Below are 23,193 nucleotides of genomic sequence, written 5' to 3' on the forward strand. Positions count from 1 at the left end.
TTACAACCTTAAAGCAATGTTTTTCTCCTTCAAAATTTTACAATAGTCCTCTAACTCTTGAATCAGTAACAATTAAATACACTTTGCCGTCATCCATATCACTTTTAAAAGATGCGATTTCACCTTCATCTACGCCTAGCCCAATCAATTTTCTTTTCAATGCATCTCTTTCAGAATCATTTTCATTTTTTATATCTATTCCTAAAATACTCGTATCTTCTACAATTTTATCAGTTCGGGATTTATCCAATGATAATACATAAATGTCCTGATTACCGATACCTTTATCCTGTAATGCTGCAACATCTACTTCTAATTCACTATCATTCTTATAAGCTTTAACTACTGGTTTCATAAGAAAGACCTCCTCTTAAAATGTCCTTCATCATCATTCACAAGTTCATATTAATTATTACGCTTTAGACTGAATCATTAACTGATCGAAACGTTCTTTTGTCATATAAAAATAGGTGTTCTCTAAAATTTTATCAAATAAGTCTTCTCTTTCATCCTCTTCTTTTAGGGTGAAGTTCGTCTCGACATCTTCCTGATTTGCTTCGTCGACAAAAATAACTTGTTCATTTTTTACATCTAACGTTTTACGATGATAAATTAGCTCTAAATGATCATTTTTCCGGTGAATTGCTTCAATATTTTCAATTTTATACGCACTATGAATAAAATCAATCACTCGTTTCTCTCTATAACGTTTATGCTTTTGATCTTTAAAATCTTTAGCAAAACGTTGTTTCACTAGTAAATAAATTATAATGATTACAGCTATAATTAATAGAAAAATTAACGTGCTCATCAGAATGTCCCCCTTATCACTAACCCCTTAGTTGTGTTATTACGATATTATGCATAATTTTCCCATTTTGCATATTCTTAAACATGCCAAAAGCTTTTATCACAGTCATTAAAGCTATTTTATTTTATAGACATTTAACGAAAAAGCAATGATAAAAATTACATACCATACAACGCAAACCAACACTTTACATCCATCTATAATTTTAAATGCCTTAGTGATAATTATAATGGAAAAGAAAAACATTTATTTATGCAAAAAAATATGAACCCCCTTCAGCTATTAACTGCCAGAGAGGATTCATATTTTCATTTATTGTTGATGATACCGAAGATGTAGTGATTCAATTTTAGGCGACAAGGCTTCGAAAGGTCCTTCAACATTCGCATCTCTAATTACGCTTTCAATAGGTAAATTTTTAAAAGGTGCCGGCGCAACATTGATAGCTTCCAACCATTGACTCAATTGTTTTGAGGAACTCACATATACAATTTTATCTAAACCAACGAGTGCATGTGCAGTCGCACACATCGGGCAATGCTCTCCTGATGTAAAAACAATTGTATGCTTTCTTTCTTCAGGCGTAAGATGAGTTGCTGCCCATTTTGCAATCGCAATTTCAGGGTGTTCAGTCGCATCTCCGCTACTGATTCTATTATAATCTTCAAATAAAACATTACCTTCAACATCCACTAATAGTGAACCAAAAGGTTCATTACCATCGTTTAACGCTTCCTCGGCAAGCTCGATTGACCTATTTAAATATTTTTCATAATTCAATTAAATGCCCCCTCCTCCATCATCATATGTATTAATCAAAAATTAATTTATAGATTAGCATTTAGCTTAACAAATTATTCGATTTTATCTAGTTTTCCGCTTACATGACTATTGTAATTAAGTGATTGAATCATAACTGAAATGACTAATAAACTCCCCATAGTATCAGTAAAATAATGGGCGCCCACGTAAATACGGGAAATTATGATTGAAGCTACTAAAATAATTGCTATACAATATAATATTTTATTCCTTTTTATTAATAATATTAGACTTACCAATATGCACACGCTTAAAACATGCATACTGGGAAAACTATAACCTTCAAAATATGCGGTTGGTCTCGGTCGTTGAATGACATATTTCATAAACGTACCTATTAAAAATACTGAAAAGCACCAAACGCTATGCTGATACTCAACATGGAAGAACCACCATAACTCAATAACGGCAAAGTCACACCAGTTAATGGAATAATACCAGACACACCAGCTAAATTAATAAAAACTTGCATAAATATGTAACTAATCACGCCAACACATATCAATTTATAAAACTGATTATTTGTTTTATTCGCATAAATAAGCCCTTTTACTAAGAGATAACCATAAATTGTAAGTGTGAATAGTACGCCAAGTAGTCCTAACTCTTCTGAAATAACAGTAAATATGAAATCAGTGTGCGGTTCTGGTAAATACCCTAACTTGGCTATCCCATTGCCTAAACCTTTACCCGTCAGTCCACCATTGCCAATCGAGGTTAAGGCACTCGTTAATTGATAACCATCATTATCTTCATATTTAAACGGATCTAACATCACTTTTATCCTTTTTAGTCTATATAAATTTTTAGAATCAAAAATCAGTGTATAAATTCCATAAATAACTAATGGCACGAGTGTAATTCCCATAATTTGAAATTTAATTTTATTTTTTATATCTGAGTATATTAATATACAACCAATAATAGCTACTGTTAGTAACGTTCCGCCTAGATCTCCTTGCATCAACACAAGCAATAAACCAATACCTAATATGGCAAGTGGTGGTAACATATGCTTTAATTGGTAATCTTTGTGACTCCTCACACGTTGATTAATAATGTAAGAAAGATAAAAAATCGAAGCTAATTTCAAAAATTCCGAGGATTGTAAACTAAATATTCCTAAATTAATCCAGTTTCTTGAACCATTAATCTCTTTCCCTATCAAAATTGTAATTAATAGCAAGCATAAGGTGCCAATAACCATCAATTTTTGTATATGAGCACTTTTAAAGAAATTTATATTTATGCACAATGCAATAAATATAACGACTACAATACCCATAATCAAAAAGATAAATTGTCTTTTCATAAAATAATTACTTTCAATTGAAACGCCACCAGTTAAAGCGCCTTTAGATGCCGATACCATGCTCGCACTATATATCATGACGACACCTAAAATGCCTAGTATAATAAAACTAATTAGCATCCCATAATCTAGACCTTTTAACCGTTGCTTAATCATTCTTAAAATATTCTTCATTTCTGCACCTCATTATAAACGTCCACCACCTAGTAAACCAGATATAACAAGCATGCTCAATCAGACTTTAGGCTTACCTAATTTAATATGTTATTCGTATATTATGTATTTCTATTTAAATATTTTATCTATACATAAAATGAACAAATTTACTTTTTAAAAAGTATCAATTAATTATCTATAATTTTAAATTACACGAGATAACTGTAAACGTATTGATTTGAAAAGATTATGTCCATTATGCTAAACTTTATTATAGATTTTAAAAGTCTTTAATAACTTTAAAATCTATAATATGGAAATCTACATTAAAGGATGACAAATTTGAATCAATCTCAATTTAATCAAATAGCCCGAAATTATGACAATAACGAAAGAATAAAGCTCGCTAAAACGATCTCTTCCGAATTAAATTTATTATTTAACAAAGGTACGTATGATTCATTATTAGATTATGGTGGTGGCACTGGCCTTGTCACATTCGATATCGAACATCATTTCAATCACATCACTGTTTTAGATGCTTCACCGAAAATGGTTGGAATATGTAATACCAAAATTAAAACATTAAATAAAACTAACATTGCAGCCATTGAAGGTGACTTGCTCGCTTCGAACAATATACTGCTTCATCAAACTTATGATGTGATATTGCTTTCTCTTGTATTACTTCATAGTGGGAATTACATGGCATTACTACAACAGTTAGTCACGCAATTAAATAGTAATGGCTTACTTATCATAGTAGACTTCGATAAAAACGAAAATGTTAATCATCCGAATATCTATAATGGGTTCGAACAAAAAGATATCCAAAAATCACTACACACAATAGGACTTTCGAATATAGACAGCCATACTTTTTATCAAGGCAAAAATATATTTATGAACAAAGATGCCAGTCTCTTTTTAGCTTCTGGACAGTTAACGTAATCTCCTCAAAATGTATAATCATACAAATTTAAATGTATAATTTTTGTATAGTTATGCATTGCAAACACGAATTTCCTTCCCAATGAATTGAACAACAAAAAAACTACTGCTTTCTAACACTTTATGTGTGAAACAGTAGTTTTTCTTAAGTATATATTTAATTGAAAATATGTCTATTAACCAAAGAATCCAGCGATGAAGTCTGCACCTTTAGCTACTACATCTGCGATGCTAGTTCCCATATTTACCCAGTCGTGATCTAAACCTGATTTTACTGCATTTGAAATTGCTTCTACGATACCTGACATAATGTAAGCACTCCTTTAAATTGATTTAATTTGTTATTTAAAAATTACGCGAAAGTGTCAACTAAAGTTTTGATTAATTTAATGATACCACCGATAATATCTGCAATCATCATGTCAATACACCCCTTTACTTGTTTGTGTAATTACATTGTATGCTAATTAATAATTAAAATGTTAAATTTTTCTCAATTCGTTTAATTAAGTTCCTAACTGTCTTAATTTAATAATAAAAGTACAGTTAGGCAAAATACTTATGTGTATTGATATCACTTTTAGAGATATCAACCATCTCTTTTTGTAATTTTACACCTAGAACTATTGCTATTAGACTTGAAAGAAATACTTGCCAAATGATTAAATTTGTTTCAATTAAGGAGAGATGGAAATGGGAAAACATTACGATGTCATCGTTGTCGGAGCTGGCTCTATGGGTATGTCAGCTGGATACTATTTAGCAAAAAGTGGGTGGAATACACTAATGATAGATGCTTTTGATCCACCACATGAAAATGGAAGTCATAGTGGTGATACAAGATTAATAAGACATGCTTGTGGAGAAGGTTTATCGTATGTCCCCATTGCTTTGAGAGCACAAGAACTTTGGAATGAACTTCAAAAACAAACAAATGAACGTATATTTTTAAATACAGGTGTTATTACTTTTGGTCCTAGTGATTCATTATTTGTACAAACTGCAATCAATGGTGCTCGGCAATATAATCTAAATACTGAAACTTTATCTGCTAAACAAATTAACGAAACTTGGCCAGGTATTACAATACCTGATGACCAAATTGGTTGCTATGAACCTGAAGCAGGTGTGCTATTTTCTCAAAATTGTATTCGCGCTTTTAAGCGACTCGCTCTAAATCATGGTGCCGAATTAAAAATCAATTCGCCAGTGATGCATATTGATATTCTTAATGACTCAGTAGAAGTTCAGACCCCCTCTGAAACAGTTACAGCAAATAAATTAATTATTACTGGTGGTGCTTGGAATAAAAAAATTCTAGATGATTTAGATTTAAAACTACAACTTCAACCTTCTAGACAAACGATAGCATGGTTTGATTCCAATGATATTTTATACAAGTCAGATGGATTTCCAGGCTTTTTTGCCGACGTTCCGAGTGGTGTATATTATGGATTCCCTTCTATTGATGGTACTGGTTTAAAAATAGGACGTTATGATAACGGAGATCCTATCGATCCAACTTATTACAATAAATCATTCGGGTCTTATGTAAAAGATGAAAAAGATATTAGTGGTTTTTTGAACGCATATATGCAACAAGCTAATGGAAATATCAATGTAGGTAAAACTTGCATGTTTACCAATACATTAGATGAGCATTTTGTGATAGACAAACATCCCAAATATGAACATATTGTCATTGCTGCTGGTTTTTCAGGACATGGCTATAAATTTTCAAGTGCCGTCGGAGAAATATTATATGAATTAGCCACTAAAGGTAAGTCCAAACAAGATATATCACTATTTAAAATAACACGTCCAAGTTTACAGCCTGAAAATAAAGAAAAAGTTTTTAATAAAGCAAGGGGGGTTTAAACATGACACAATCAAATTTAGAATTCTTACAATCGCTCATCAATGTCGATAGCACCAACCCACCTGCTAACGAAAATAACGTTGTACAAATTTTTAAACAACGATGTGCATCTCGTAATATTCCTTTTGACATTACACATTTAAGTGATAAAAGAAGTAATTTTTCAGTAACTTTAAAATCTGAGCATCCAAACGCTAGCAAACTCTTATTATCTGGCCATACCGACACTGTAAAGATAGGCGCACAAAAATGGGATTATGATCCTTTTAAAGGCGATATTGCTCATGGAAAATTATATGGAAGAGGAACAACAGATATGAAAAGTGGTTTAGCTGCTTTATATCTTGCTTTAGAATCTTTGATTGAGGAAAACTATGAATTCAAAAAAAATATTGAATTTTTAGCCACTGCAGGAGAGGAAGTAGATTCAATCGGTGCGGAACATTATATCAAAAACGCAAATATGGATAATGTATCTGCTATCATCATAGCAGAACCCACGACTGAGAAAGTTGCAATTGGACATAAAGGAGCATTATGGATAGAAGTCACTTTGACTGGAAAAACTGCACACGGCGCAATGCCAGAACAAGGTATTAATGCAGTTGAGGGCATAAACAAAGTCATTCAATTGGTAAATGATTTAAAAGACGAATGGTCAGAAGAAACAGCAGCTTTAGGTAAGAGTAGCATCTCAGCAAATATGGTTAACGGTGGTATTCAAACGAACGTGATACCCGACAAATGTACATTAAATGTTGATATACGAACAGTTACACCTAATATTCATGACAAACTGTACAAGCAATTTAGTCAACGCTTAACTCAGATATTTGCTGATAGTAACTCTCCAAAAGTAAACACAAAAATATTGCTTGACCGGGCGACTGTTTTAACGGATGTCGATGCTGAAATTATTCAAAAAGCCTTAGATATTTCGGAAGAAAATGATATTACTGGAATGGCTTATTATACCGATGGATCCGTGCTAAATCCTAAAAGTGACATTCCCACATTAATTTATGGGCCAGGAATAGAAACATTAGCACATCAACCCAACGAATATGTAGAAATAGCAGCTTTCGAACGATCTATAGACTTTTTCAAAGCATTAATTAAAAAATATGCAACATAATTAGACTGCCGTCATAGTGACGGCAGTACTTTTTTCTGCATAAAAGAAATTGTTTCATGTATAATAGCCTCAAACGAAAACTCAGGTGATATTATGGAAATCAAAGACTTTAAAATTTTTCAAAGCGTTAGTCAACATCAAAGTATTAGTAAGGCTGCTAAATCACTAAATTATGTTCAATCTCATGTTACATTTCGCATAAAACAACTAGAACAAGAACTCAACACACAACTTTTTTTACGTCATAATAAAGGTACAACTTTGACGAAAGATGGTGAAAAATTCCAAATATATGTTGAAAAAATTTTAGCCACCTTAAATGAAATAGAACATGATTTTGATAAACAAGAAACATCTAGTGGCAAAATTGATATTGGGATTGTCGAAACTATTACTAAATTACCGATGTTATTATCTATGTTTCGGAAAAATTCGCCACACGTTTCTCTTTCACTACATACCGATGTTACTGCCAATATTTCTAAAAAAATAGTCAATCAAAACTTAGATTGTGGATTTGTCACTGGTTTCAAACATCATCATCATATAAATAAAGTGGAGTTATTTAAGGAAAAACTTGTATTAATCTCCAGTACAGAGATGACCCAATTAGAAGACATAACATCCGCAGTATTTTTGGTATTTAAAAATGGCTGTAATTATAGAAGAAATCTTGAAGCCTGGTTAAAATCCGAAAATACTAAAAAACCAACACTTATAGAATTCGGCACTATGGAAACAATTATCGGTAGTGTAAAATCAGGTATCGGCATTAGTTTAGTTCCGAAATCATCGGTACAAAATGATTTGGAAAACGGCTCATTATATAGCTATGAATTGCCAGACAAATATAGTAATATCTCGACAGACTTTATTTGGAATAGAAATTATCATTTAAGTCTTGCTATGACTCATTTTATTCAAACTATCAAATCTTTTGCATATCAATACTAAAATAAACAGTAGTGTATACGCGTTATGACATTGACTGAAGCACTTGCTTTTTTTCTGCTTCAGTTAAAAAGGCATATTGAACGGCACGCTTATTAATATATTTAATCTGCTTTTTATTGATTAACTGATGTTTTAATAGCAACGTATATTCTTCATTTAATGAAGTTTGTGTCACCATACGATTGTCTGTATTGATAATAAAAGGTATATCATTTTTTAATAAGTAGGGAATATTGATTTGTGACAACGTCTCTATAGCTTTAGTTTGCAAATTACTTTTAGGACATATTTCTAATAATACATCCTTCGCTTTAACTTCATTTAATATTGCTTCATCTAAATTAGCAGCAACACCATGACCGATACGTTTAGCACCTATTTTGATTGACTCTAAAACATTATGTATACATCCACACTCACCAGCATGGAGTGTTAAATTCATACCTTTTTCTAACCCATATTGAATGGTATCTTGTATTTCATGTGGTGGAAATCCTACTTCAGGACCCGCAAAATCAATACCACATATTTTTTCACTGTTATATACAGACACATCATCAAATAATTGTTTATTCACAGACGCTGCATGTTGCCTCATTGCGCAAATCAGTAAATTCACTTTCATATGTAATGTATCTTGTACAATATTAACGCCCGCTTCTACTGCTTTTAGTACATCTAAAAGGGTCATCCCCTGTTCCATATGCAACAATGGTGCAAAGCGAATTTCTATATATTTAACATTATCCTCATAAGCTTGTTGCGCAACATCTACAATTGCACGCTTAAGACTATCTGCTGTTTGCAATACTTTTAATACTTCATCAAAACACTTCAAATACGACGCTAAACTTTCACAATCCTCTTGCACCGTGAGACGATCCTCGTTTAGATGTACGCCTTGTTCTTGAGCCAATTGTCGAATTAAATGTTTGCTGACTGAACCATCTAAATGACAATGTAATTCTATTTTAGGAATCTCCTTTATACTTTGATTCATTTTAGTAAACTTCCCTACCTTTATATTGTGTTCATTACTTTTAAAATGCTAATCAGATAAATTTGATTTATTTAATATAACACTTTAATTTTCACATTTCTATAAAATATATGAGTATGATTCAATACTGTTTACTTACCTACAAAACACCTTATAGTAAGCCTTTTTAAAAGTTGATACGCGCATTAACATTTAAAAACAGGGTGAAACCAAACTCGTGATTTGATTTCATAACCCTGTTTATCAATGCATTCATAATTTATAATTGGTTATAATGACCTAGTATTATCATTGATATACCTATGCCAATAAAGGATACTACCATAATTGAGATCATTATTTTTAATTCTATAAGAAAGTGTTTTCTATTTTGACCTAAACGCACAAGTAACAATCCACTCAACATTACTAAAATAAATATAATAAATAATATTATGGCAATGATATTTAATATCTCCATTCGATTGCCCCTTCAGTTTTTTATTATTAAAGTTAAATGCTATCGATATACTGATGTTGTTGTAAATAATCCATAATTCTAGATACTGATGCTTCAACAGAGAGGGTTTCTGTATCTAATACAATCTCTGGTTGTGTAGGCGCTTCATATGGCGCATTTACGCCAGTAAATTCTGCAATTTCACCATTTCTTACTTTTTTATATAAACCTTTAGGGTCTCTATTTTCACATTCTGATAGACTACATTGCGTATAAATTTCTATAAAATCATCTGTATCTAATAATTGGCGCACCGCTTCTCTATCTGATTTATAAGGAGAAATAAAAGCAGTAACTGTTATCAAACCTGCATCTACCATCAATTTACTAACTTCCCCTATACGCCGTATGTTTTCCTTACGATCTTCAGGTGAAAATCCTAGATTACGATTCAATCCATGTCTAACATTATCTCCATCCAAACGATATGTATGGACTTGATGGTTAAATAGTGCTTTTTCGAGTTCTACGGATATCGTTGATTTTCCTGAGCCTGAAAGTCCTGTAAACCAAATGACTGCACTCTTATGTTGATTACGCTGTAACCTTTCATCTTTGGTAACCTCTGATGCGTGCCATGTTATATTTTTAGATTCTCCCATTACTATGTCTACACTCCTTTTATTTCTGTTCTTTCAATCCATTTATAAGAACTTGAGCCACTTCAGGTCTTGAAAATTCTTTCGGTAACGTTTCTCCGTTTTTCAATTTTTCACGAACTTTCGTACCACTCAAATGTAAATGTGCTGAAGCATCATGTGGACACGTTTTTGCTGTAGCCATGTTTTCACATGTTTTACAATAAAAGGCATGTTCAAATTTTAATATTTGTATACCCAATTCTGCTTCGTATTTAGCAATCAGTTCTTGCGCTTCATACGTGCCATAATAATCACCTACGCCTGCATGGTCACGCCCTACAATAAAGTGTGTACATCCATAGTTTTTACGTACTGTAGCATGTAATATCGCTTCTCTAGGCCCTGCATATCTCATTGCGGCAGGATAAATAACTAAGCGCGTTTTATTTTCCGGGTAATAATTTTCCAATATAACCTGATAGCTTTCCATACGTACTGATGCTGGAATATCATCAGATTTTGTTTCACCTACTAAAGGATTCAACAACAAGCCATCTACTGCTTCTAGAGCAGCCTTTTGAATATACTCATGTGCGCGATGTACTGGGTTTCTAGTTTGAAAACCTACTACTGTTTGCCATCCTAAGTCTGTAAAGAGTTGTCTTGTTTCTTTAGGATCCAAATGATAATCTACAAATTCGTCGTGTTTAGGTCTATTTAATAAATAAATTGGGCCTGCGAGATAGACGTCCCCTTTTTCATAGACCTTTTTGACACCAGGATGATCAACATCCGTCGTTCCATATACAAGTTGCGCTTCTTTTTGTTTGTCATACGTATACTTTTCTTCTAAGTCAATCACACCATATAAAACACCATCTTCCCCATACAAAGCCACACGAGAGCCAATATTCAAATTTTGAGATTGCGCTGTTGTCACAGGTAATGTAATCGGAATACTCCAAACCAAACCATTATCTAAATGTAAGTGTTCTACCACGTTGGTATAATCGTTTTTATTCATAAAGCCTGTCAGTGGACTGAAGCCACCTATTGCAATTAATTCCAAATCTGATAAACTCCACGGATTTAAAGTGATAGATGCGAGTGTTTCAGCTTCTTTAAGCAATTGTTCTCGCTCTGCGCCGTAGACCTCCCTATTGATAAGTGCACCACCATGAGGTTGGATGGTAGATTGATCTTTTTCGTTTATTAATGACATGTTGTCACACTCCTTAATGAATTAATCTAATTTATTTACATTGGTTTCATCTTTAAAAGTAGCAAACGGTAATTTATTATTTTGGTATAAAGCATATAAAATTAATCCGAACCAAATCACAATCAATGCAATTTTTATTGCGATTGATAAAGCGTGATTGATTTCAACAACACTAATCAGTGAATTTGTATTTGTGAAAATAATCAATCCACTCACACACACAGCTAATATATTCATCGGTAACAGTCTGACTAACCATGCTGCAAACGGTGCAGCAATCATACCACCGACACTTAATGACACGACAAGCCACCAATTAATTTGACTCCAACCAAGAAAAATAATAAAGCTTAGCGACGCAGATACTGTCACGAAAAACTCACTTGCCGATACTGTACCAATCGCATACCTAGGTTCCAATTTCTTTTGAGCAAGTATTAATGGCGTATTTACCGGTCCCCAGCCTCCACCACCAATTGAATCTAAAAATCCTGCCACGGCGCCTTGTGGTATTAATACAAAGCGGGATGTTTGTTCATTCGTTTTTGATAATGGTTTTTCTTTAGTAAATAAAAATTGGTATAAAATATAGAGTCCCATTGATAATAGAAATACAGCGATAAATGGTTTAATAAAGTCACTGTGTATATGACTTAATATAGCAGCACCAATAAAAGCTGTTATCGCTCCAGGAATCGCTAATTTAATCATGGTAGGTTTATGTACGTTTTCAAATTTCCAATGCGACGTTCCTGACGCTGCTGTAGTAGCAATTTCTGAAAAATGTATTGTAGCTGAGACTATTGCCGGTGCTACACCAAATGTCAATAATATTGAAGAAGATGATGCGCCAAATCCCATGCCTAATGAACCGTCAATTAATTGAGCGAGAAAACCAGCCAGTGCAAAAACAAATAATTTATACATATGATGTCCCCTTTCCTTTCAATTTACTTCAGCGCTGATAACCACTTTCTAACTTCATTTTGCTTAGTTATTTTTAAATATTTATTATTTAAGATTTGCTTCAAAAACCGTTCTTTTTCCTCCGATGAAAGTGAGCTACGTTTAACTTGCTGTCTACATTCATATAGGAAATCTACATAATCACCATATGCGCTATTAAAATGTTGTTGTAACTCAGCTAAAATTTGACTGGCCAGCTTAGGACTGGCACCTTGTGTTGAAACGCTGATCGTTAACTTACCACGTCGCAATATACTTGGTATCAATACATCACCTGCTAACGCTTGACCTGCCATATTAATTAATGCCTTGTCTGGCTTTGCTTGTAATATAGACTGGTTTACATTTGTATCATTCGTCGCAGCAATAATTAAATCTGCATCTTGCACATCACTACTTTCAAATATTTTATTCCGCCACTGAATCTCTTGTTTATCAACTAATTGTTTTAAGTTATTAGTGAGCGTGGGGCTAATAATTTGAATTAGTTTTGTATATGTTTTTAAAAGATTGATACGTCTTTCTGCTATTTTTCCGCCACCTATAACAACGATTTGTTTTTGCGAAATATCAACCATTAAAGGGATGTAAGACATAATGTCACTCCTCAGATAAGGTACTTTCAACTTTGATAAAATGACTAAACTGTATCAAATGTCTCTTCCACACGTTCTTTTAATGCAATTTGTAATGTCTCATGATGACTCAGATGCGCTGCTAAAATAATGTCACTTTTAAATTGGTAAGCACTCACAACATTAGCGATGTGTTGGTCTAAAATACCTGTAAACCAGATATACGGTAAAATAAATATTTGCGAATGACCTTCATTTACTAATCGGTCCAGTGCATCTTCAAATAACGGTTCACAAGCTGCTAAATAGCACACTTCTATACTTTTAGAGGGGAACATTTCTGATAATTGTGACTTTATTACCGAAAAATCTTGCTTTGTTTGCGGATTATAACTTCCTCTACCAATAACTAATAATTTAGCGTCAGCATTAGGTGTGATTTTACGTTCTTCTAAACGTTGTTTAAGCACTTCCGTTAATCGTTTTTGTACGCCTAAAGGTTTACCATAATTAATTTTCACATTGGGAAATTGTGCTTTCATACGTTCAATTTCTTCAGGTATATCTTTGTAGTAATGTCCTGCGCTAAGTAGCAATACAGGTACCACTGAAATTTCTGTTGCACCTTGGTGCACTAATTTCCTAAAACCTTCAGATATATCCGGGTCTACAAGTTCTAAAAAACATGTTTCTTGTAAAGGAATATTAATTTTTGTTTGTACACGCGCAATCAATGACGTTGCTTCTTCGACTGCTTCTGCTACACGACTACCATGACTGACATATAAAACGCCTTGCATATCATAACCCCTCCAACAACTATGATGTGAGTTGTGTTAATAATTCATTTTTATATGTTTCTTCAAACCAACTGATTCGGTTACGTAATTTCACGACTTCACCCACAATAATCATAGCTGGATTTTCAATCTCTTTTGCACCGTGGACAATGGTTTCTAATGTGCCTACAACGGTTTTTTGTAATTGAGATGTACCCATATGTACAAGTGCTACTGGCGTATTTTTATTACGTCCATTTTTAGTTAATAACTCAACAATTTCTGGCAGCTTTTTAACTCCCATATAGATACATAACGTTTCCGGCCCTAAAGCTAGATGTCTCCAGTATTCATCCTTGTCAATTTCTTTATTGATAACACCCGTAACAAATGCAACTGAAGAGCTATAGTCTCGATGCGTTACAGGGATACCTGCGTATGCAGGTGCTGCGATACCTGCAGTAATACCTGGTACGATTTCAAATGATATATCATTTGTGGCTAATACTTCTGCTTCCTCGCCACCTCTGCCATACACGAATGGGTCTCCACCTTTCAAACGTGTAATCGTGTGTCCTTCTTGTGCTAAATCGACAAGTAATTGGTTAGTATCTACTTGCGACACTGATTTATGGTTAGGATTTTTACCACAATATATTAACTTAGCAGTTATAGATGCATAATCTAATAACTCAGGGTTAACTAAACGGTCGTATAAAATAATGTCAGCCGTTTCAATCGCTTTTTTACCTTTAACTGTAATTAAATCCGGATCACCAGGGCCCGCACCTACTAAAAATACTTTTCCCATCCTAACACCACTTTCTTAATTGATTAACTGTGGAATAATTGACCGTCTGTAACTGCTTCAACAATACCTGCCCTGACGACAAAATCACCAAAACGTTCACCAACAGTTCTTTCTTGTGCATATTGCAATAAAATAGGCCTTAAACTTTCTAATATTTCCGCTTCATCAATATTTTCTTTATACAACTTATTTAAACGATCACCAGCGAAACCGCCACCTAGGTACATATTGTACTTACCTGGTGCTTTTCCAATAAATGCAATTTCAGCTAATGCTGGACGTGCACAACCGTTAGGACATCCCGTCATTCTAATGGTTATTTCTTCTTCGTTTAAGCCTGCTTCATCTAACAGACTTTCTATTTTCGTTATTAGCGAAGGTAGGTACCGTTCAGATTCTGCCATTGCTAAACCACAAGTAGGAAAAGCGACACAAGCCATAGAATTTTTCCGCAATCCCGTATAATGTTCGCCATCTGTTAAACCATATCGCTTTATCAGCGCTTCAATTTCTGGCTTTTTCTGTGTTTCAACATTCGCAATTACTAAATTTTGGTTAGGCGAAAGTCTAAAATCTCCAGTATGCACTTCAGCAATCGCTCTTAACGCTGTTTTCAATTGATATTCTTCTGTATCTTTAACACGGCCATTTTGAATAAATAATGTGAAATGATGTTTGCCACTGCCTTCAGTCCAACCATATCGATCACCATTATCTTCAAAGTGAAATGCACGCTTAGGCTCTAGTTCCCAACCTAACCGACGATTGAGCTCATCCGTAATCCATGTTACGCCTTTACGATTCACCGTATATTTAAAACGTGCATTTGTTCTCTCTTCACGATTTCCATGGTCTCTCTGAATTGTCAGGATTTTTTCACAAACATCGATGACCTGTGATTTTGGAAAATAGCCAATCAAACGGCCAACTTGTGGATATGTCGCAGTATTTCCATGTTTCATTCCCATGCCGCCACCAACCGTAAGATTAAATCCAACTAATTCACCATCTTCAATAATCGAAATTAACCCAATATCTTGAGAAAATACATCGATATCATTAGAAGGTGGGACTGCAATACCAATTTTAAATTTACGTGGTAAATAGGTTTTACCATACAGTGGCTCTGGTTCTTGATCACTTGTATCTAACACTTTTTCTCCGTCTAACCAAATTTCGTGATAAGCTTGTGTTTTAGGTGAAAGATGACGGCTAATATCACTTGCAATCTGATTAATTTCCGCATGCACATCAGATTGATAGGGGTTAGGGTTACACATTACATTTCTATTAACATCGCCACATGCTGCTAACGTGTCTAATAAAGATTGATTGATATCAAACATTGTTTGCTTTAAGTTTCTTTTCAAAACCCCATGGAATTGAAATGCTTGTCTTGTTGTTAATTTAATCGTTTGATTTGCATATTGGTTCGCAATATCATCCATCGCAATCCATTGTTCTGGAGTCGAAGCACCACCTGGCGCACGCACTCTTATCATGAAACTGTATGCAGGCTCTAATTTTTGTCTACGGCGTTCGTCGCGAAGATCTCTATCATCTTGCATATAACTTCCATGAAACTTTAATAATTTAGTATCTTCTTCTGAAATCGCACCTGTAATTCTATCTGCTAACCCTTCGACAATTGTGCCGCGAAGGTAATTACTATTAGCTTTGATACGTTCCATCTCATCAAGTTTTTGAGAAAAATTTAAATTTGATTCTGTCACGTGATCAACTCCTTTTTTAATAAACGTCTCTTTGATATCGTTTGTCTTGTTTCATCTGTGTCAAATAAGTCTCAGCTTCTTCATCTGACATATTACCTTCTTTAACTAAAACCTGATGTATCGCTTTGTGTACATCTTTAGCCATATTTTGTTCGTCACCACATACATATAATGCTGCACCGTTTTTCAACCATTCATAAAAAGTTTTACTTTGTTCTTCAATTTTGTGTTGAACATAAATTTTTTCTTCTGTATCCCTTGAAAATGCCAAGTCCAACTTACTAAGAACGCCTTCTTTAAGCCAATCTTGCCACTCTGTTTGATATAAAAAGTCTGTTGTAAAATGCTGTTCACCAAAGAATAACCATGTTTGTCCTGATAAATCTAATTCTTCACGTGCTTGTAAATAAGATCTAAAAGGCGCGACACCTGTGCCGGGTCCAATCATAATGACAGGTGTAGCTTCATCGAATGGAAATTTAAAATTCGGATTTTTCTTTAGATAGACAGATATAGATGTACCAGGTTCCATACGTTCAGCTAATTGAATTGAACAAACACCTTGACGTTCACGTTGATGCGCTTGATACCTTACAGCGCCCACGGTGATATGAACTTCATCAGGATTTGCTTCATAACTGCTTGCTATAGAATATTCTCTAGGAGGCAGTTTTCTTAAAAATTGGTACAACACTTCAGGCTCGAGTTTTTCAGGTCTAAAGTCTTGAATTAAGTCAATTAAATCTCGACCATATACATAAGATTTAATCCAATCTTGATCTATAACATTTTCTGCCAATGTTTTATTTCCAAACAGCTCAGCTGCTTTTTGTAATAATGGCTTTGTTAATTTAGTGATTTCAAAATGGTGCTGTAGTGCCTCTTTTACTGTGAGTACATCACCTTTGTCATTGATTGGTACTTCTGTTTGAGCATCCCAATCTAATTGATTTAGTAACGTTTCTACCAGTTTTTCATCATTTTCTGGAATCACTACCAAGCAATCACCTGGCTCGTAGTCTTCACCATAATCTTCAAATTGTAATTCAATATGTCTAACCTCTTTATTAGAACCTCTACCATTCAAGTTAATATTTTCTAATATTTCAGCTTCATATGGTTGTGTTTTTGAATACCTTTTGTCATTTGTCAATGGCACAGTGTTCGTTGTTGTCACTTTTTCCTCGCTCAATGAAGCATCACTTAACTGTTCGATAATGTGATCCATCCAGGATTCAGCCGTATCATCAAAATCCAAGTCACAATCTTGTCTATCCACCAAGCGGGAAGCACCTAAATCTTCTAAACGTGCATCAAAGTCTTTACCTGTTTGACAGAAGAACTCATACGACGCGTCCCCGAGTGATAAAACTGAATAGCGTACACCTTCCAACTGAGGCGCTTTTCTTCCATGTAAAAATTCATGAAAGCTAATGGCATTATCGGGTGGGTTTCCTTCCCCATGAGTAGAAGAAATAATAAATAAATCTTCTACTTTTTTTAAATCCTTAGTTTTGTAATCACCCATTGCACTCAATTTCACATTGAAATTAAGTTCGACAAGACGATCAGCTAATTTTTCAGCTAAACCTTGTGCATTACCAGTTTCTGAACCATATAAAACAGTGATATGTCTCTCACTATTTGAAGTAGATTCTTTATTCAATACAAACTGAGCTACTTCCGATGGTGTTTCTTGTTTTGTAGTAACACTCTGTAAATTTGCAGTTAAATAACCGCTTAACCAAACTTGCTGCTCAATCGTAAGATTTTGAATAATTTGGTTTAGTTGTGTAGCTTGATTTTCATCAAATGGACTATTTATTACAGATAAGTTCACAACCATTTCACCTCATTTTAATTTTTTATTTAACAATCATTTATCTAAAATCACTCAACAGTTGATTCCATAACTTTTCACGGGTAAATGTAACTATCACTATAAGATTGATTTGATGACCAATCTTTAGTTATATCTATCCGATTGGAATACTAAGGATTAATAGCAAAAAAAATTTTTTAACTATAAAGATGTTTAATCTGTAGTATGAAGACCGCATTCTGTTTTATTTGAATTTGTCCATCTGCCTGCTCTTGAATCTCCTGATCCTTCAACAGCTGTAGTACATGGTATACACCCTATACTTGGATAGTTAAAATCGTGTAATTCGTTATAATGCAATTCATATTTTTTAATATATTGCCAAACATCTTCCCATGTCCAATGTATCAACGGACATATTTTTACTGACTGAAAGCGTTCGTCTTTATTTATAAACTGAGTATTTTCACGACTGGGCGATTGTGCTCTACGTAATCCAGAAATCCAAGCAGTAGCACCAGACAAAACATCTTCCAATGGTTTGATTTTTCTAATATAACAACATTGGTTTGGATTATTTTTCCAAAGTGCAGGATTATATTGTGATGCTTGTTCTTCCAAAGTTAATTCAGGTTTCTTAAGTTTAATTCGTAGTTCTGGATAACGTTTTTGAACACGATCAATTAGATCGTATGTTTCTTGAAAGTGAAGACCTGTGTCTAAAAATACAATTTGGGCATCTTTCTTAACACTATAAATCAAATCAATTAATATCATGCCTTCCGCACCAAAACTGCAAGCATAAATAACTGAATCACCATAGGTTTGATAAGCCCAAGCGACGATTTCACGCGCACCTTTTGTTTCATCATCAATATCAATTGACTCAAAGACGTTTGCGTTAAAATGCGCATATGTAACTTTTGGTTCAAACATTAATTTATTCGCCCCCTCATAACATTCATAAATATATTATAATTAGAGTTATTTTTAATTTAGAATAATTTGAAAATAATTATGATTTACACTTTACTCATTGTAAATTTTTATGTCAAGTGTATATTTGAACACACGAATTAGGTATATTTTTTATTAAATTTGTAAACAAAGTGCATAGCTATAGTGTTTTTAGCACTTCTGATTTTTAATTTAATTTATTTTTATAACAACCTTGTTATATTGGATTATCGCCTTTGCTATAACCTTTTCAAATTTTTCTGAAATTTTTTGCTTTTTTTATTCTTGATTGTATTTTAAAACAGTCCGAAACATAAATCCTAGAAAAATAGCACACAGATGATTTAATTTATACATCTGCGTGCCTCTTTGTTATTCAATACTTGTGGCATATTGTTGGTTCGTTTGCTTAGGGCACAGATTTAATCTGTAGTCTTCAGCCTGTTCTGATACCTCCAGCGTCTCACCAAAAATACAATATATTTATGTGTAATTTTACATTAAATTATTTTTAAAAATAAGCCCTATATCAACTCAAGTAGTGAATCAATGAGATAACCATAATTAAAAAAATATAGAAAAAGGCAATTTCTATATTGTTTCAATAGAAATTGCCCTTTTTTCACTTGTCCAAGAACTTTATGTCCCAGCGTCTCACTCATTTCTTTTTGTAAATATAAATAAAACTAAACGCGGACAAACAAAACATACTCTATTTGATTAAGTCATATATTTTATAAAGCAAAGGTCTGATTGGTTTAATAAAATCTCCAATGTACTCTTCTACATGTGCATTAAAACTTGCTTTGAACTTTTGTACACCAGCATCTTCAGCATTTTCACTGAAATCTCCAGTTATGCCATAAAAGTTATAACGCTGGATATTATGCGCCTTCGCAAACTTGATCATTTCCCATTGCAATCTATAGGCACCCATATATGTATTGTATTTAGGGTTGGAGCCGCTTGAAAGATAATAAACTTCATAGTCGTTGTAAATATAAAGCGCTGCTGCTAAATCCAGTATAGTGCCATCTGTTTTGATTAATGCTTCTGTTTCAGTTATTTTTCTTTTTTGTGCTTTTATTTGTTGTAATCCTTGATCATATTTATTTTTACTTTTTTTCGAGTTAGGATTGTTTTCTAAGCTTTCTTTCGTATTTTCTAAGTCCTTATTCAACTTTTCTAATTGCTTATTTTGCTTTACTAATAATTCTGACAAATCGATATATGCTAATTTTAACATGCTATTATCATGATAAATATTTTGCATTTCTTCAAAATATTGCTGATCTCTAAACTTAAATCCATGTTTTTCTTCAGCCATTTTAAATAATTTAAAAAATCTACTTGTCTCCTCAATAGCCAGTGTACGTACGCGCACGTCCATTTCGTATGTTTTCTTAATATTTCTACGCGTTTGGTAATCCATTTCTTTAAGTAAGTCATCTTCTGTTTTATCTTTTAAATCCAAAACTGATAACCAACGAATTTGACTTATTTGAGAATATCCTACCGTATATCCTTGATGTTTATAACCTATATCTTCCATAGTCTTGATAAGTGGTTTATTGTTATAGCTTTCTAATATTTCGCCTTGCGCATTTCTTATATTTTCTAATATGTATGGATCGGTTAAAACATATAAGCACCGATGCTTTTTCAAATACTTCGTTAAACTTTTATAGAAAAATCTTACTAACTGATAATCAGAAAAGTCTAAAACAGGACCACGATGTGTATAAAAATATTTAAAAAATTTGAAGGAACGTGCTTCTGTTAAAAGACATGCTGCTATGACGTTATCTTCATTATCTTTAACACCTACAATATGCACATCATTTTTATGTTGGTTTCTGTAACGAAAATGGTTAGCACTTTGGGTATAATGTGCCGCATGGTTATGAATAAAGTTTTCAAATTCATCAATGTTTAAGTGAGTGAAATACATTGTAAACCTACTTTCTATTTGAATTTATAATGCATTGAACAATATAAATCATAAAAAAAGCCAAGCTCTTGAAAGGCTTGGTAAATGATTTAACGGAGGGAGAAGGATTCGAACCAACGCAAGCAAGATGTTTCTAATTAATATTAACTATTAATTTCCCTTAAGCCAGACTTGGGTATCCCTCCAAAATTTTATTTCTTTAATTATATTGTACTACTTCTTTATAATAATTAAAAGTATTGTCCGAAACATATTAAACATTTTTTCTCATTGTAGATATATATATAAAGTACAATCTTTTCAAAACAACGTAAAAAAGAACAAGTAACGCCTCTTACGTTACTTGTTCCATCTTTAATATCATACATTATCATTTTCAATAAGTGTTATCAGTTTTTCTAAAAAATGAATTGTATTATTTGTTTTAGTGTTAAAATGATCCGACATAAAATTTAATAACCCTTCATTTTCAGTAGTTACCTGAATCTTATACTTTATCTCTTTTGATTGTATCAACATTTGTTTATAATCTTGAACTTTGCTTTCTAAGATATTAATTACTTTTTGCTTATCTACAAATTTGAGATAAGCAATACCAACATACATTTCGTTAATTTCTTTAGCGTTCTCGAATAACTTATATATCAATTTAGGCAAAGTTTGTTTACCTTTTTCAGTAATTTGAAATACTTGTTTATCTGGACGATTTTCTTCTTTAATTGTCTCCACTATTTCTACAAGGCCTTTTTTGGATAATGCTTCAAAATTATAATAAAGCTTACTTTCTGTTAGTCCGCTCATTTTATCAAAAGGTATAGGTTCTGATAGCTGTTTTTTTAATAAATAAGGGTAACTGTTTTTTTCCATTAATTTCCCTAATATAAATATTTGAATAGACATTATTAAAGGCTCCTTTTTTCTTAATACCTTTATTTTAACAGAACTAAAGAAGGTGTTAATAGTTTGCAAGCGTTTCGTTAGTATTTTTATAATTCTCAAAAACGATATCGGATTCTTTTTTATAAAGAAACGTAACGATAACAATATTAACGAACATAGCAACGACACCTACAGCTGCCATAGATAAAATATAAGGTGTTTGTGGTATGCTTCCAAAAATGTTTGCAAAGTGACCCTGAACTGAATAATACATTGGGGAAATATGACTCATCCAGTTATAAACTGTAGGCATCATATCACGACTCATTGTTGCCCCATTAGCAATTGTTTGTATGAGTAAAATAGGAATATTTAAAATCATACCTGCCTGTCCTATTAAGAATACGACGATTGCTGTAAAGTTAAAGGAAACCCAATAATTCAATACTAATTGACCAAAAATACTTAAGAATTTATCAGCTTCTAAATCATTGACTAAATAAGCAATACCTAAAGAAATGACAGAAGAAGCTAATCCAATGATTAGAGCTGTTAGTTGCACATAGATAAACAACTTGGTTTTACTAGCTCTGTGTCTGTTTTCTTTAAATGCACTAACTAATTGCATCGCTCCAATCATTGCGCCTACATATCCAGCTAAAGTTAAAAACATAGGTAACATTTTAAAATTCATGCTTGATGGCATTTTATTTATATGATTAATGTTACCAGAATAAGAAGCGTTGATTTGCTTAATTAAACCGTCCATTTGTTCATCAGGTATTTTTGCTTGTTTTAATACACCTTCAGTTGTTTGATTAGAAAATTGCTTGCTAAGCTGACTATTAATTTCACTTCCAATTGAATCCATAGATTGACTAATCATTGTTGGAGAAGCATCATTTACTTTAAAATCTAGCCCTGCTGTACCCTTTTCAGATTTTAAATTACTTGAAAAATCTCGAGGTATATGAATTACAAGATTCAATTCATTATGCTCCAACTGATTATTTGCTTTCGAATTAGAAATATCTTTTTTTATATGATCGAACGGTAAACTGTTGTTCAATTGTTTTGATATTTGGTTACCATAATCTCCGTTGTCATCGTTAACGATTGCAATAGGTAATTTATCAATATTACCTGGCATCGCTTTGTAACCAGGTAAAAAGATGGCCAACATCACTAATCCATAAAAAATCCCCATAAATATTGCGCCAATTGCCCCTTTTGATTTTAAAAAATCACTAAATTTCATCTTAATTATCCTTTCTAACACGCATATATAGTTTTATAAAAGTACTTTTAACAAAGTACTTTGTTTATACTACTCTCTTGAATTAAATAGGTCAATAATATAAACCTAAAATTTTCATTATTTTTACAAAGCGTTATAAG

At 32.9% G+C, this 23,193-nt stretch carries 24 protein-coding genes and 1 tRNA gene; 4 read left to right on the forward strand and 21 right to left on the reverse strand.

The genetic code is table 11. From position 1 onward, the window contains the following. Positions 1-37: 37 nt before the first annotated feature. From KA883_RS06585 to KA883_RS13595, 5 genes are all read right to left on the reverse strand, one after another. Positions 38-355, reverse strand: coding sequence for a YflT domain-containing protein (locus KA883_RS06585; RefSeq protein WP_046207107.1), 318 nt, complete (start codon positions 353-355; stop codon positions 38-40). 57 nt (positions 356-412) lie between these two features. Next, positions 413-811, reverse strand: coding sequence for a hypothetical protein (locus tag KA883_RS06590; protein WP_046207108.1), 399 nt, complete (start codon positions 809-811; stop codon positions 413-415). A gap of 312 nt (positions 812-1,123) precedes the next feature. Further along, complete coding sequence (locus KA883_RS06595) at positions 1,124-1,591, reverse strand: nucleoside deaminase (protein WP_046207109.1); 468 nt, start codon at positions 1,589-1,591, stop codon at positions 1,124-1,126. Positions 1,592-1,665: 74 nt separating this feature from the next. Next, positions 1,666-1,959 carry a phosphatase PAP2 family protein gene (locus KA883_RS13590; protein ID WP_245337595.1) on the reverse strand — a complete coding sequence of 98 codons (294 nt, stop codon included), beginning with the start codon at positions 1,957-1,959 and terminating at the stop codon, positions 1,666-1,668. A gap of 11 nt (positions 1,960-1,970) precedes the next feature. Beyond that, positions 1,971-3,119 (reverse strand): FtsW/RodA/SpoVE family cell cycle protein, encoded by a 1,149-nt coding sequence (locus KA883_RS13595; RefSeq protein WP_245337596.1) that lies wholly within the window; start codon positions 3,117-3,119, stop codon positions 1,971-1,973. Between the two features lie 324 nt (positions 3,120-3,443). On the opposite strand from KA883_RS13595, the gene KA883_RS06605 reads away from it, so the two are divergent. Beyond that, a complete protein-coding gene (locus KA883_RS06605; RefSeq protein ID WP_046207112.1) occupies positions 3,444-4,052 on the forward strand; it encodes a class I SAM-dependent methyltransferase in 609 nt (202 codons plus the stop codon). 176 nt (positions 4,053-4,228) lie between these two features. Here the strand turns inward: KA883_RS06605 and KA883_RS06610 are convergent, their stop codons facing one another. Further along, positions 4,229-4,360 carry a beta-class phenol-soluble modulin gene (locus KA883_RS06610; RefSeq protein ID WP_046207113.1) on the reverse strand — a complete coding sequence of 44 codons (132 nt, stop codon included), beginning with the start codon at positions 4,358-4,360 and terminating at the stop codon, positions 4,229-4,231. Positions 4,361-4,745: 385 nt separating this feature from the next. Here KA883_RS06610 and solA point away from each other — a divergent pair, with 385 nt between their 5' ends. From solA to KA883_RS06625, 3 genes are all read left to right on the forward strand, one after another. After that, complete coding sequence (gene solA, locus KA883_RS06615; protein WP_046207114.1) at positions 4,746-5,930, forward strand: N-methyl-L-tryptophan oxidase; 1,185 nt, start codon at positions 4,746-4,748, stop codon at positions 5,928-5,930. A gap of 2 nt (positions 5,931-5,932) precedes the next feature. Continuing rightward, complete coding sequence (locus tag KA883_RS06620; RefSeq protein WP_046207115.1) at positions 5,933-7,066, forward strand: M20 family metallopeptidase; 1,134 nt, start codon at positions 5,933-5,935, stop codon at positions 7,064-7,066. Positions 7,067-7,159: 93 nt separating this feature from the next. Continuing rightward, entirely contained in the window at positions 7,160-8,020 is an 861-nt protein-coding gene (locus KA883_RS06625; protein ID WP_046207116.1) for a LysR family transcriptional regulator, read from the forward strand. Positions 8,021-8,042: 22 nt separating this feature from the next. Here the strand turns inward: KA883_RS06625 and add are convergent, their stop codons facing one another. The 15 genes from add to KA883_RS06700 all read right to left on the reverse strand — a co-directional run bounded on the left by add (position 8,043) and on the right by KA883_RS06700 (position 23,053). Then, complete coding sequence (gene add, locus KA883_RS06630) at positions 8,043-9,020, reverse strand: adenosine deaminase (RefSeq protein WP_046207117.1); 978 nt, start codon at positions 9,018-9,020, stop codon at positions 8,043-8,045. 259 nt (positions 9,021-9,279) lie between these two features. Further along, positions 9,280-9,480: a hypothetical protein gene (locus KA883_RS06635; RefSeq protein ID WP_046207118.1), complete on the reverse strand. Its 201-nt coding sequence runs from the start codon at positions 9,478-9,480 to the stop codon at positions 9,280-9,282. Positions 9,481-9,512: 32 nt separating this feature from the next. After that, complete coding sequence (gene cysC, locus KA883_RS06640; protein ID WP_046207119.1) at positions 9,513-10,121, reverse strand: adenylyl-sulfate kinase; 609 nt, start codon at positions 10,119-10,121, stop codon at positions 9,513-9,515. A gap of 19 nt (positions 10,122-10,140) precedes the next feature. Then, a complete protein-coding gene (sat, locus tag KA883_RS06645; RefSeq protein ID WP_046207120.1) occupies positions 10,141-11,322 on the reverse strand; it encodes a sulfate adenylyltransferase in 1,182 nt (393 codons plus the stop codon). A gap of 21 nt (positions 11,323-11,343) precedes the next feature. Further along, positions 11,344-12,249: a sulfite exporter TauE/SafE family protein gene (locus KA883_RS06650; RefSeq protein ID WP_046207121.1), complete on the reverse strand. Its 906-nt coding sequence runs from the start codon at positions 12,247-12,249 to the stop codon at positions 11,344-11,346. Between the two features lie 23 nt (positions 12,250-12,272). Further along, complete coding sequence (locus KA883_RS06655) at positions 12,273-12,884, reverse strand: NAD(P)-binding protein (RefSeq protein ID WP_046207122.1); 612 nt, start codon at positions 12,882-12,884, stop codon at positions 12,273-12,275. Between the two features lie 44 nt (positions 12,885-12,928). Then, positions 12,929-13,663, reverse strand: coding sequence for a sirohydrochlorin chelatase (locus KA883_RS06660; protein ID WP_046207123.1), 735 nt, complete (start codon positions 13,661-13,663; stop codon positions 12,929-12,931). A gap of 19 nt (positions 13,664-13,682) precedes the next feature. Continuing rightward, positions 13,683-14,453, reverse strand: coding sequence for a uroporphyrinogen-III C-methyltransferase (gene cobA / locus KA883_RS06665; RefSeq protein WP_046207124.1), 771 nt, complete (start codon positions 14,451-14,453; stop codon positions 13,683-13,685). 23 nt (positions 14,454-14,476) lie between these two features. Further along, the gene (locus KA883_RS06670) at positions 14,477-16,144 is read right to left on the reverse strand and encodes an NADPH-dependent assimilatory sulfite reductase hemoprotein subunit (RefSeq protein WP_245337600.1); all 1,668 of its coding nucleotides are present in this window, start codon (positions 16,142-16,144) and stop codon (positions 14,477-14,479) included. Between the two features lie 58 nt (positions 16,145-16,202). Continuing rightward, complete coding sequence (locus tag KA883_RS06675) at positions 16,203-18,026, reverse strand: assimilatory sulfite reductase (NADPH) flavoprotein subunit (protein WP_046207548.1); 1,824 nt, start codon at positions 18,024-18,026, stop codon at positions 16,203-16,205. Positions 18,027-18,221: 195 nt separating this feature from the next. Continuing rightward, positions 18,222-18,944: a phosphoadenylyl-sulfate reductase gene (locus KA883_RS06680; RefSeq protein ID WP_046207126.1), complete on the reverse strand. Its 723-nt coding sequence runs from the start codon at positions 18,942-18,944 to the stop codon at positions 18,222-18,224. Between the two features lie 733 nt (positions 18,945-19,677). Next, positions 19,678-20,916, reverse strand: coding sequence for an aminoacyltransferase (locus KA883_RS06685; RefSeq protein ID WP_046207127.1), 1,239 nt, complete (start codon positions 20,914-20,916; stop codon positions 19,678-19,680). A gap of 93 nt (positions 20,917-21,009) precedes the next feature. Further along, a tRNA-OTHER gene (locus KA883_RS06690) sits at positions 21,010-21,101 on the reverse strand. 175 nt (positions 21,102-21,276) lie between these two features. Beyond that, on the reverse strand, positions 21,277-21,816 hold the full coding sequence (locus tag KA883_RS06695; RefSeq protein ID WP_046207128.1) for a PadR family transcriptional regulator: 540 nt from the start codon (positions 21,814-21,816) through the stop codon (positions 21,277-21,279). Positions 21,817-21,871: 55 nt separating this feature from the next. Continuing rightward, positions 21,872-23,053, reverse strand: coding sequence for a YhgE/Pip domain-containing protein (locus tag KA883_RS06700; RefSeq protein ID WP_046207129.1), 1,182 nt, complete (start codon positions 23,051-23,053; stop codon positions 21,872-21,874). Positions 23,054-23,193: the final 140 nt, after the last annotated feature.

The sequence above is a fragment of the Staphylococcus sp. GDY8P54P genome (assembly GCF_017892645.1).
In the GTDB taxonomy this organism is placed as follows: domain Bacteria; phylum Bacillota; class Bacilli; order Staphylococcales; family Staphylococcaceae; genus Staphylococcus; species Staphylococcus ureilyticus.

What these genes read in the sequence shown, in the direction of transcription:
- KA883_RS06585 (WP_046207107.1), bottom strand. Translation starts at nt 355, where the DNA reads ATGAAACCAGTAGTTAAAGCTTATAAGAATGATAGTGAATTAGAAGTA.
- KA883_RS06590 (WP_046207108.1), bottom strand. Translation starts at nt 811, where the DNA reads ATGAGCACGTTAATTTTTCTATTAATTATAGCTGTAATCATTATAATT.
- KA883_RS13590 (WP_245337595.1), bottom strand. Translation starts at nt 1,959, where the DNA reads ATGAAATATGTCATTCAACGACCGAGACCAACCGCATATTTTGAAGGT.
- KA883_RS13595 (WP_245337596.1), bottom strand. Translation starts at nt 3,119, where the DNA reads ATGAAGAATATTTTAAGAATGATTAAGCAACGGTTAAAAGGTCTAGAT.
- KA883_RS06610 (WP_046207113.1), bottom strand. Translation starts at nt 4,360, where the DNA reads ATGTCAGGTATCGTAGAAGCAATTTCAAATGCAGTAAAATCAGGTTTA.
- solA (WP_046207114.1), top strand. Translation starts at nt 4,746, where the DNA reads ATGGGAAAACATTACGATGTCATCGTTGTCGGAGCTGGCTCTATGGGT.
- KA883_RS06620 (WP_046207115.1), top strand. Translation starts at nt 5,933, where the DNA reads ATGACACAATCAAATTTAGAATTCTTACAATCGCTCATCAATGTCGAT.
- KA883_RS06625 (WP_046207116.1), top strand. Translation starts at nt 7,160, where the DNA reads ATGGAAATCAAAGACTTTAAAATTTTTCAAAGCGTTAGTCAACATCAA.
- add (WP_046207117.1), bottom strand. Translation starts at nt 9,020, where the DNA reads ATGAATCAAAGTATAAAGGAGATTCCTAAAATAGAATTACATTGTCAT.
- KA883_RS06635 (WP_046207118.1), bottom strand. Translation starts at nt 9,480, where the DNA reads ATGGAGATATTAAATATCATTGCCATAATATTATTTATTATATTTATT.
- cysC (WP_046207119.1), bottom strand. Translation starts at nt 10,121, where the DNA reads ATGGGAGAATCTAAAAATATAACATGGCACGCATCAGAGGTTACCAAA.
- sat (WP_046207120.1), bottom strand. Translation starts at nt 11,322, where the DNA reads ATGTCATTAATAAACGAAAAAGATCAATCTACCATCCAACCTCATGGT.
- KA883_RS06650 (WP_046207121.1), bottom strand. Translation starts at nt 12,249, where the DNA reads ATGTATAAATTATTTGTTTTTGCACTGGCTGGTTTTCTCGCTCAATTA.
- KA883_RS06655 (WP_046207122.1), bottom strand. Translation starts at nt 12,884, where the DNA reads ATGTCTTACATCCCTTTAATGGTTGATATTTCGCAAAAACAAATCGTT.
- KA883_RS06660 (WP_046207123.1), bottom strand. Translation starts at nt 13,663, where the DNA reads ATGCAAGGCGTTTTATATGTCAGTCATGGTAGTCGTGTAGCAGAAGCA.
- cobA (WP_046207124.1), bottom strand. Translation starts at nt 14,453, where the DNA reads ATGGGAAAAGTATTTTTAGTAGGTGCGGGCCCTGGTGATCCGGATTTA.
- KA883_RS06670 (WP_245337600.1), bottom strand. Translation starts at nt 16,144, where the DNA reads ATGGAACGTATCAAAGCTAATAGTAATTACCTTCGCGGCACAATTGTC.
- KA883_RS06680 (WP_046207126.1), bottom strand. Translation starts at nt 18,944, where the DNA reads ATGTTTGAACCAAAAGTTACATATGCGCATTTTAACGCAAACGTCTTT.
- KA883_RS06685 (WP_046207127.1), bottom strand. Translation starts at nt 20,916, where the DNA reads ATGTATTTCACTCACTTAAACATTGATGAATTTGAAAACTTTATTCAT.
- KA883_RS06695 (WP_046207128.1), bottom strand. Translation starts at nt 21,816, where the DNA reads ATGTCTATTCAAATATTTATATTAGGGAAATTAATGGAAAAAAACAGT.
- KA883_RS06700 (WP_046207129.1), bottom strand. Translation starts at nt 23,053, where the DNA reads ATGAAATTTAGTGATTTTTTAAAATCAAAAGGGGCAATTGGCGCAATA.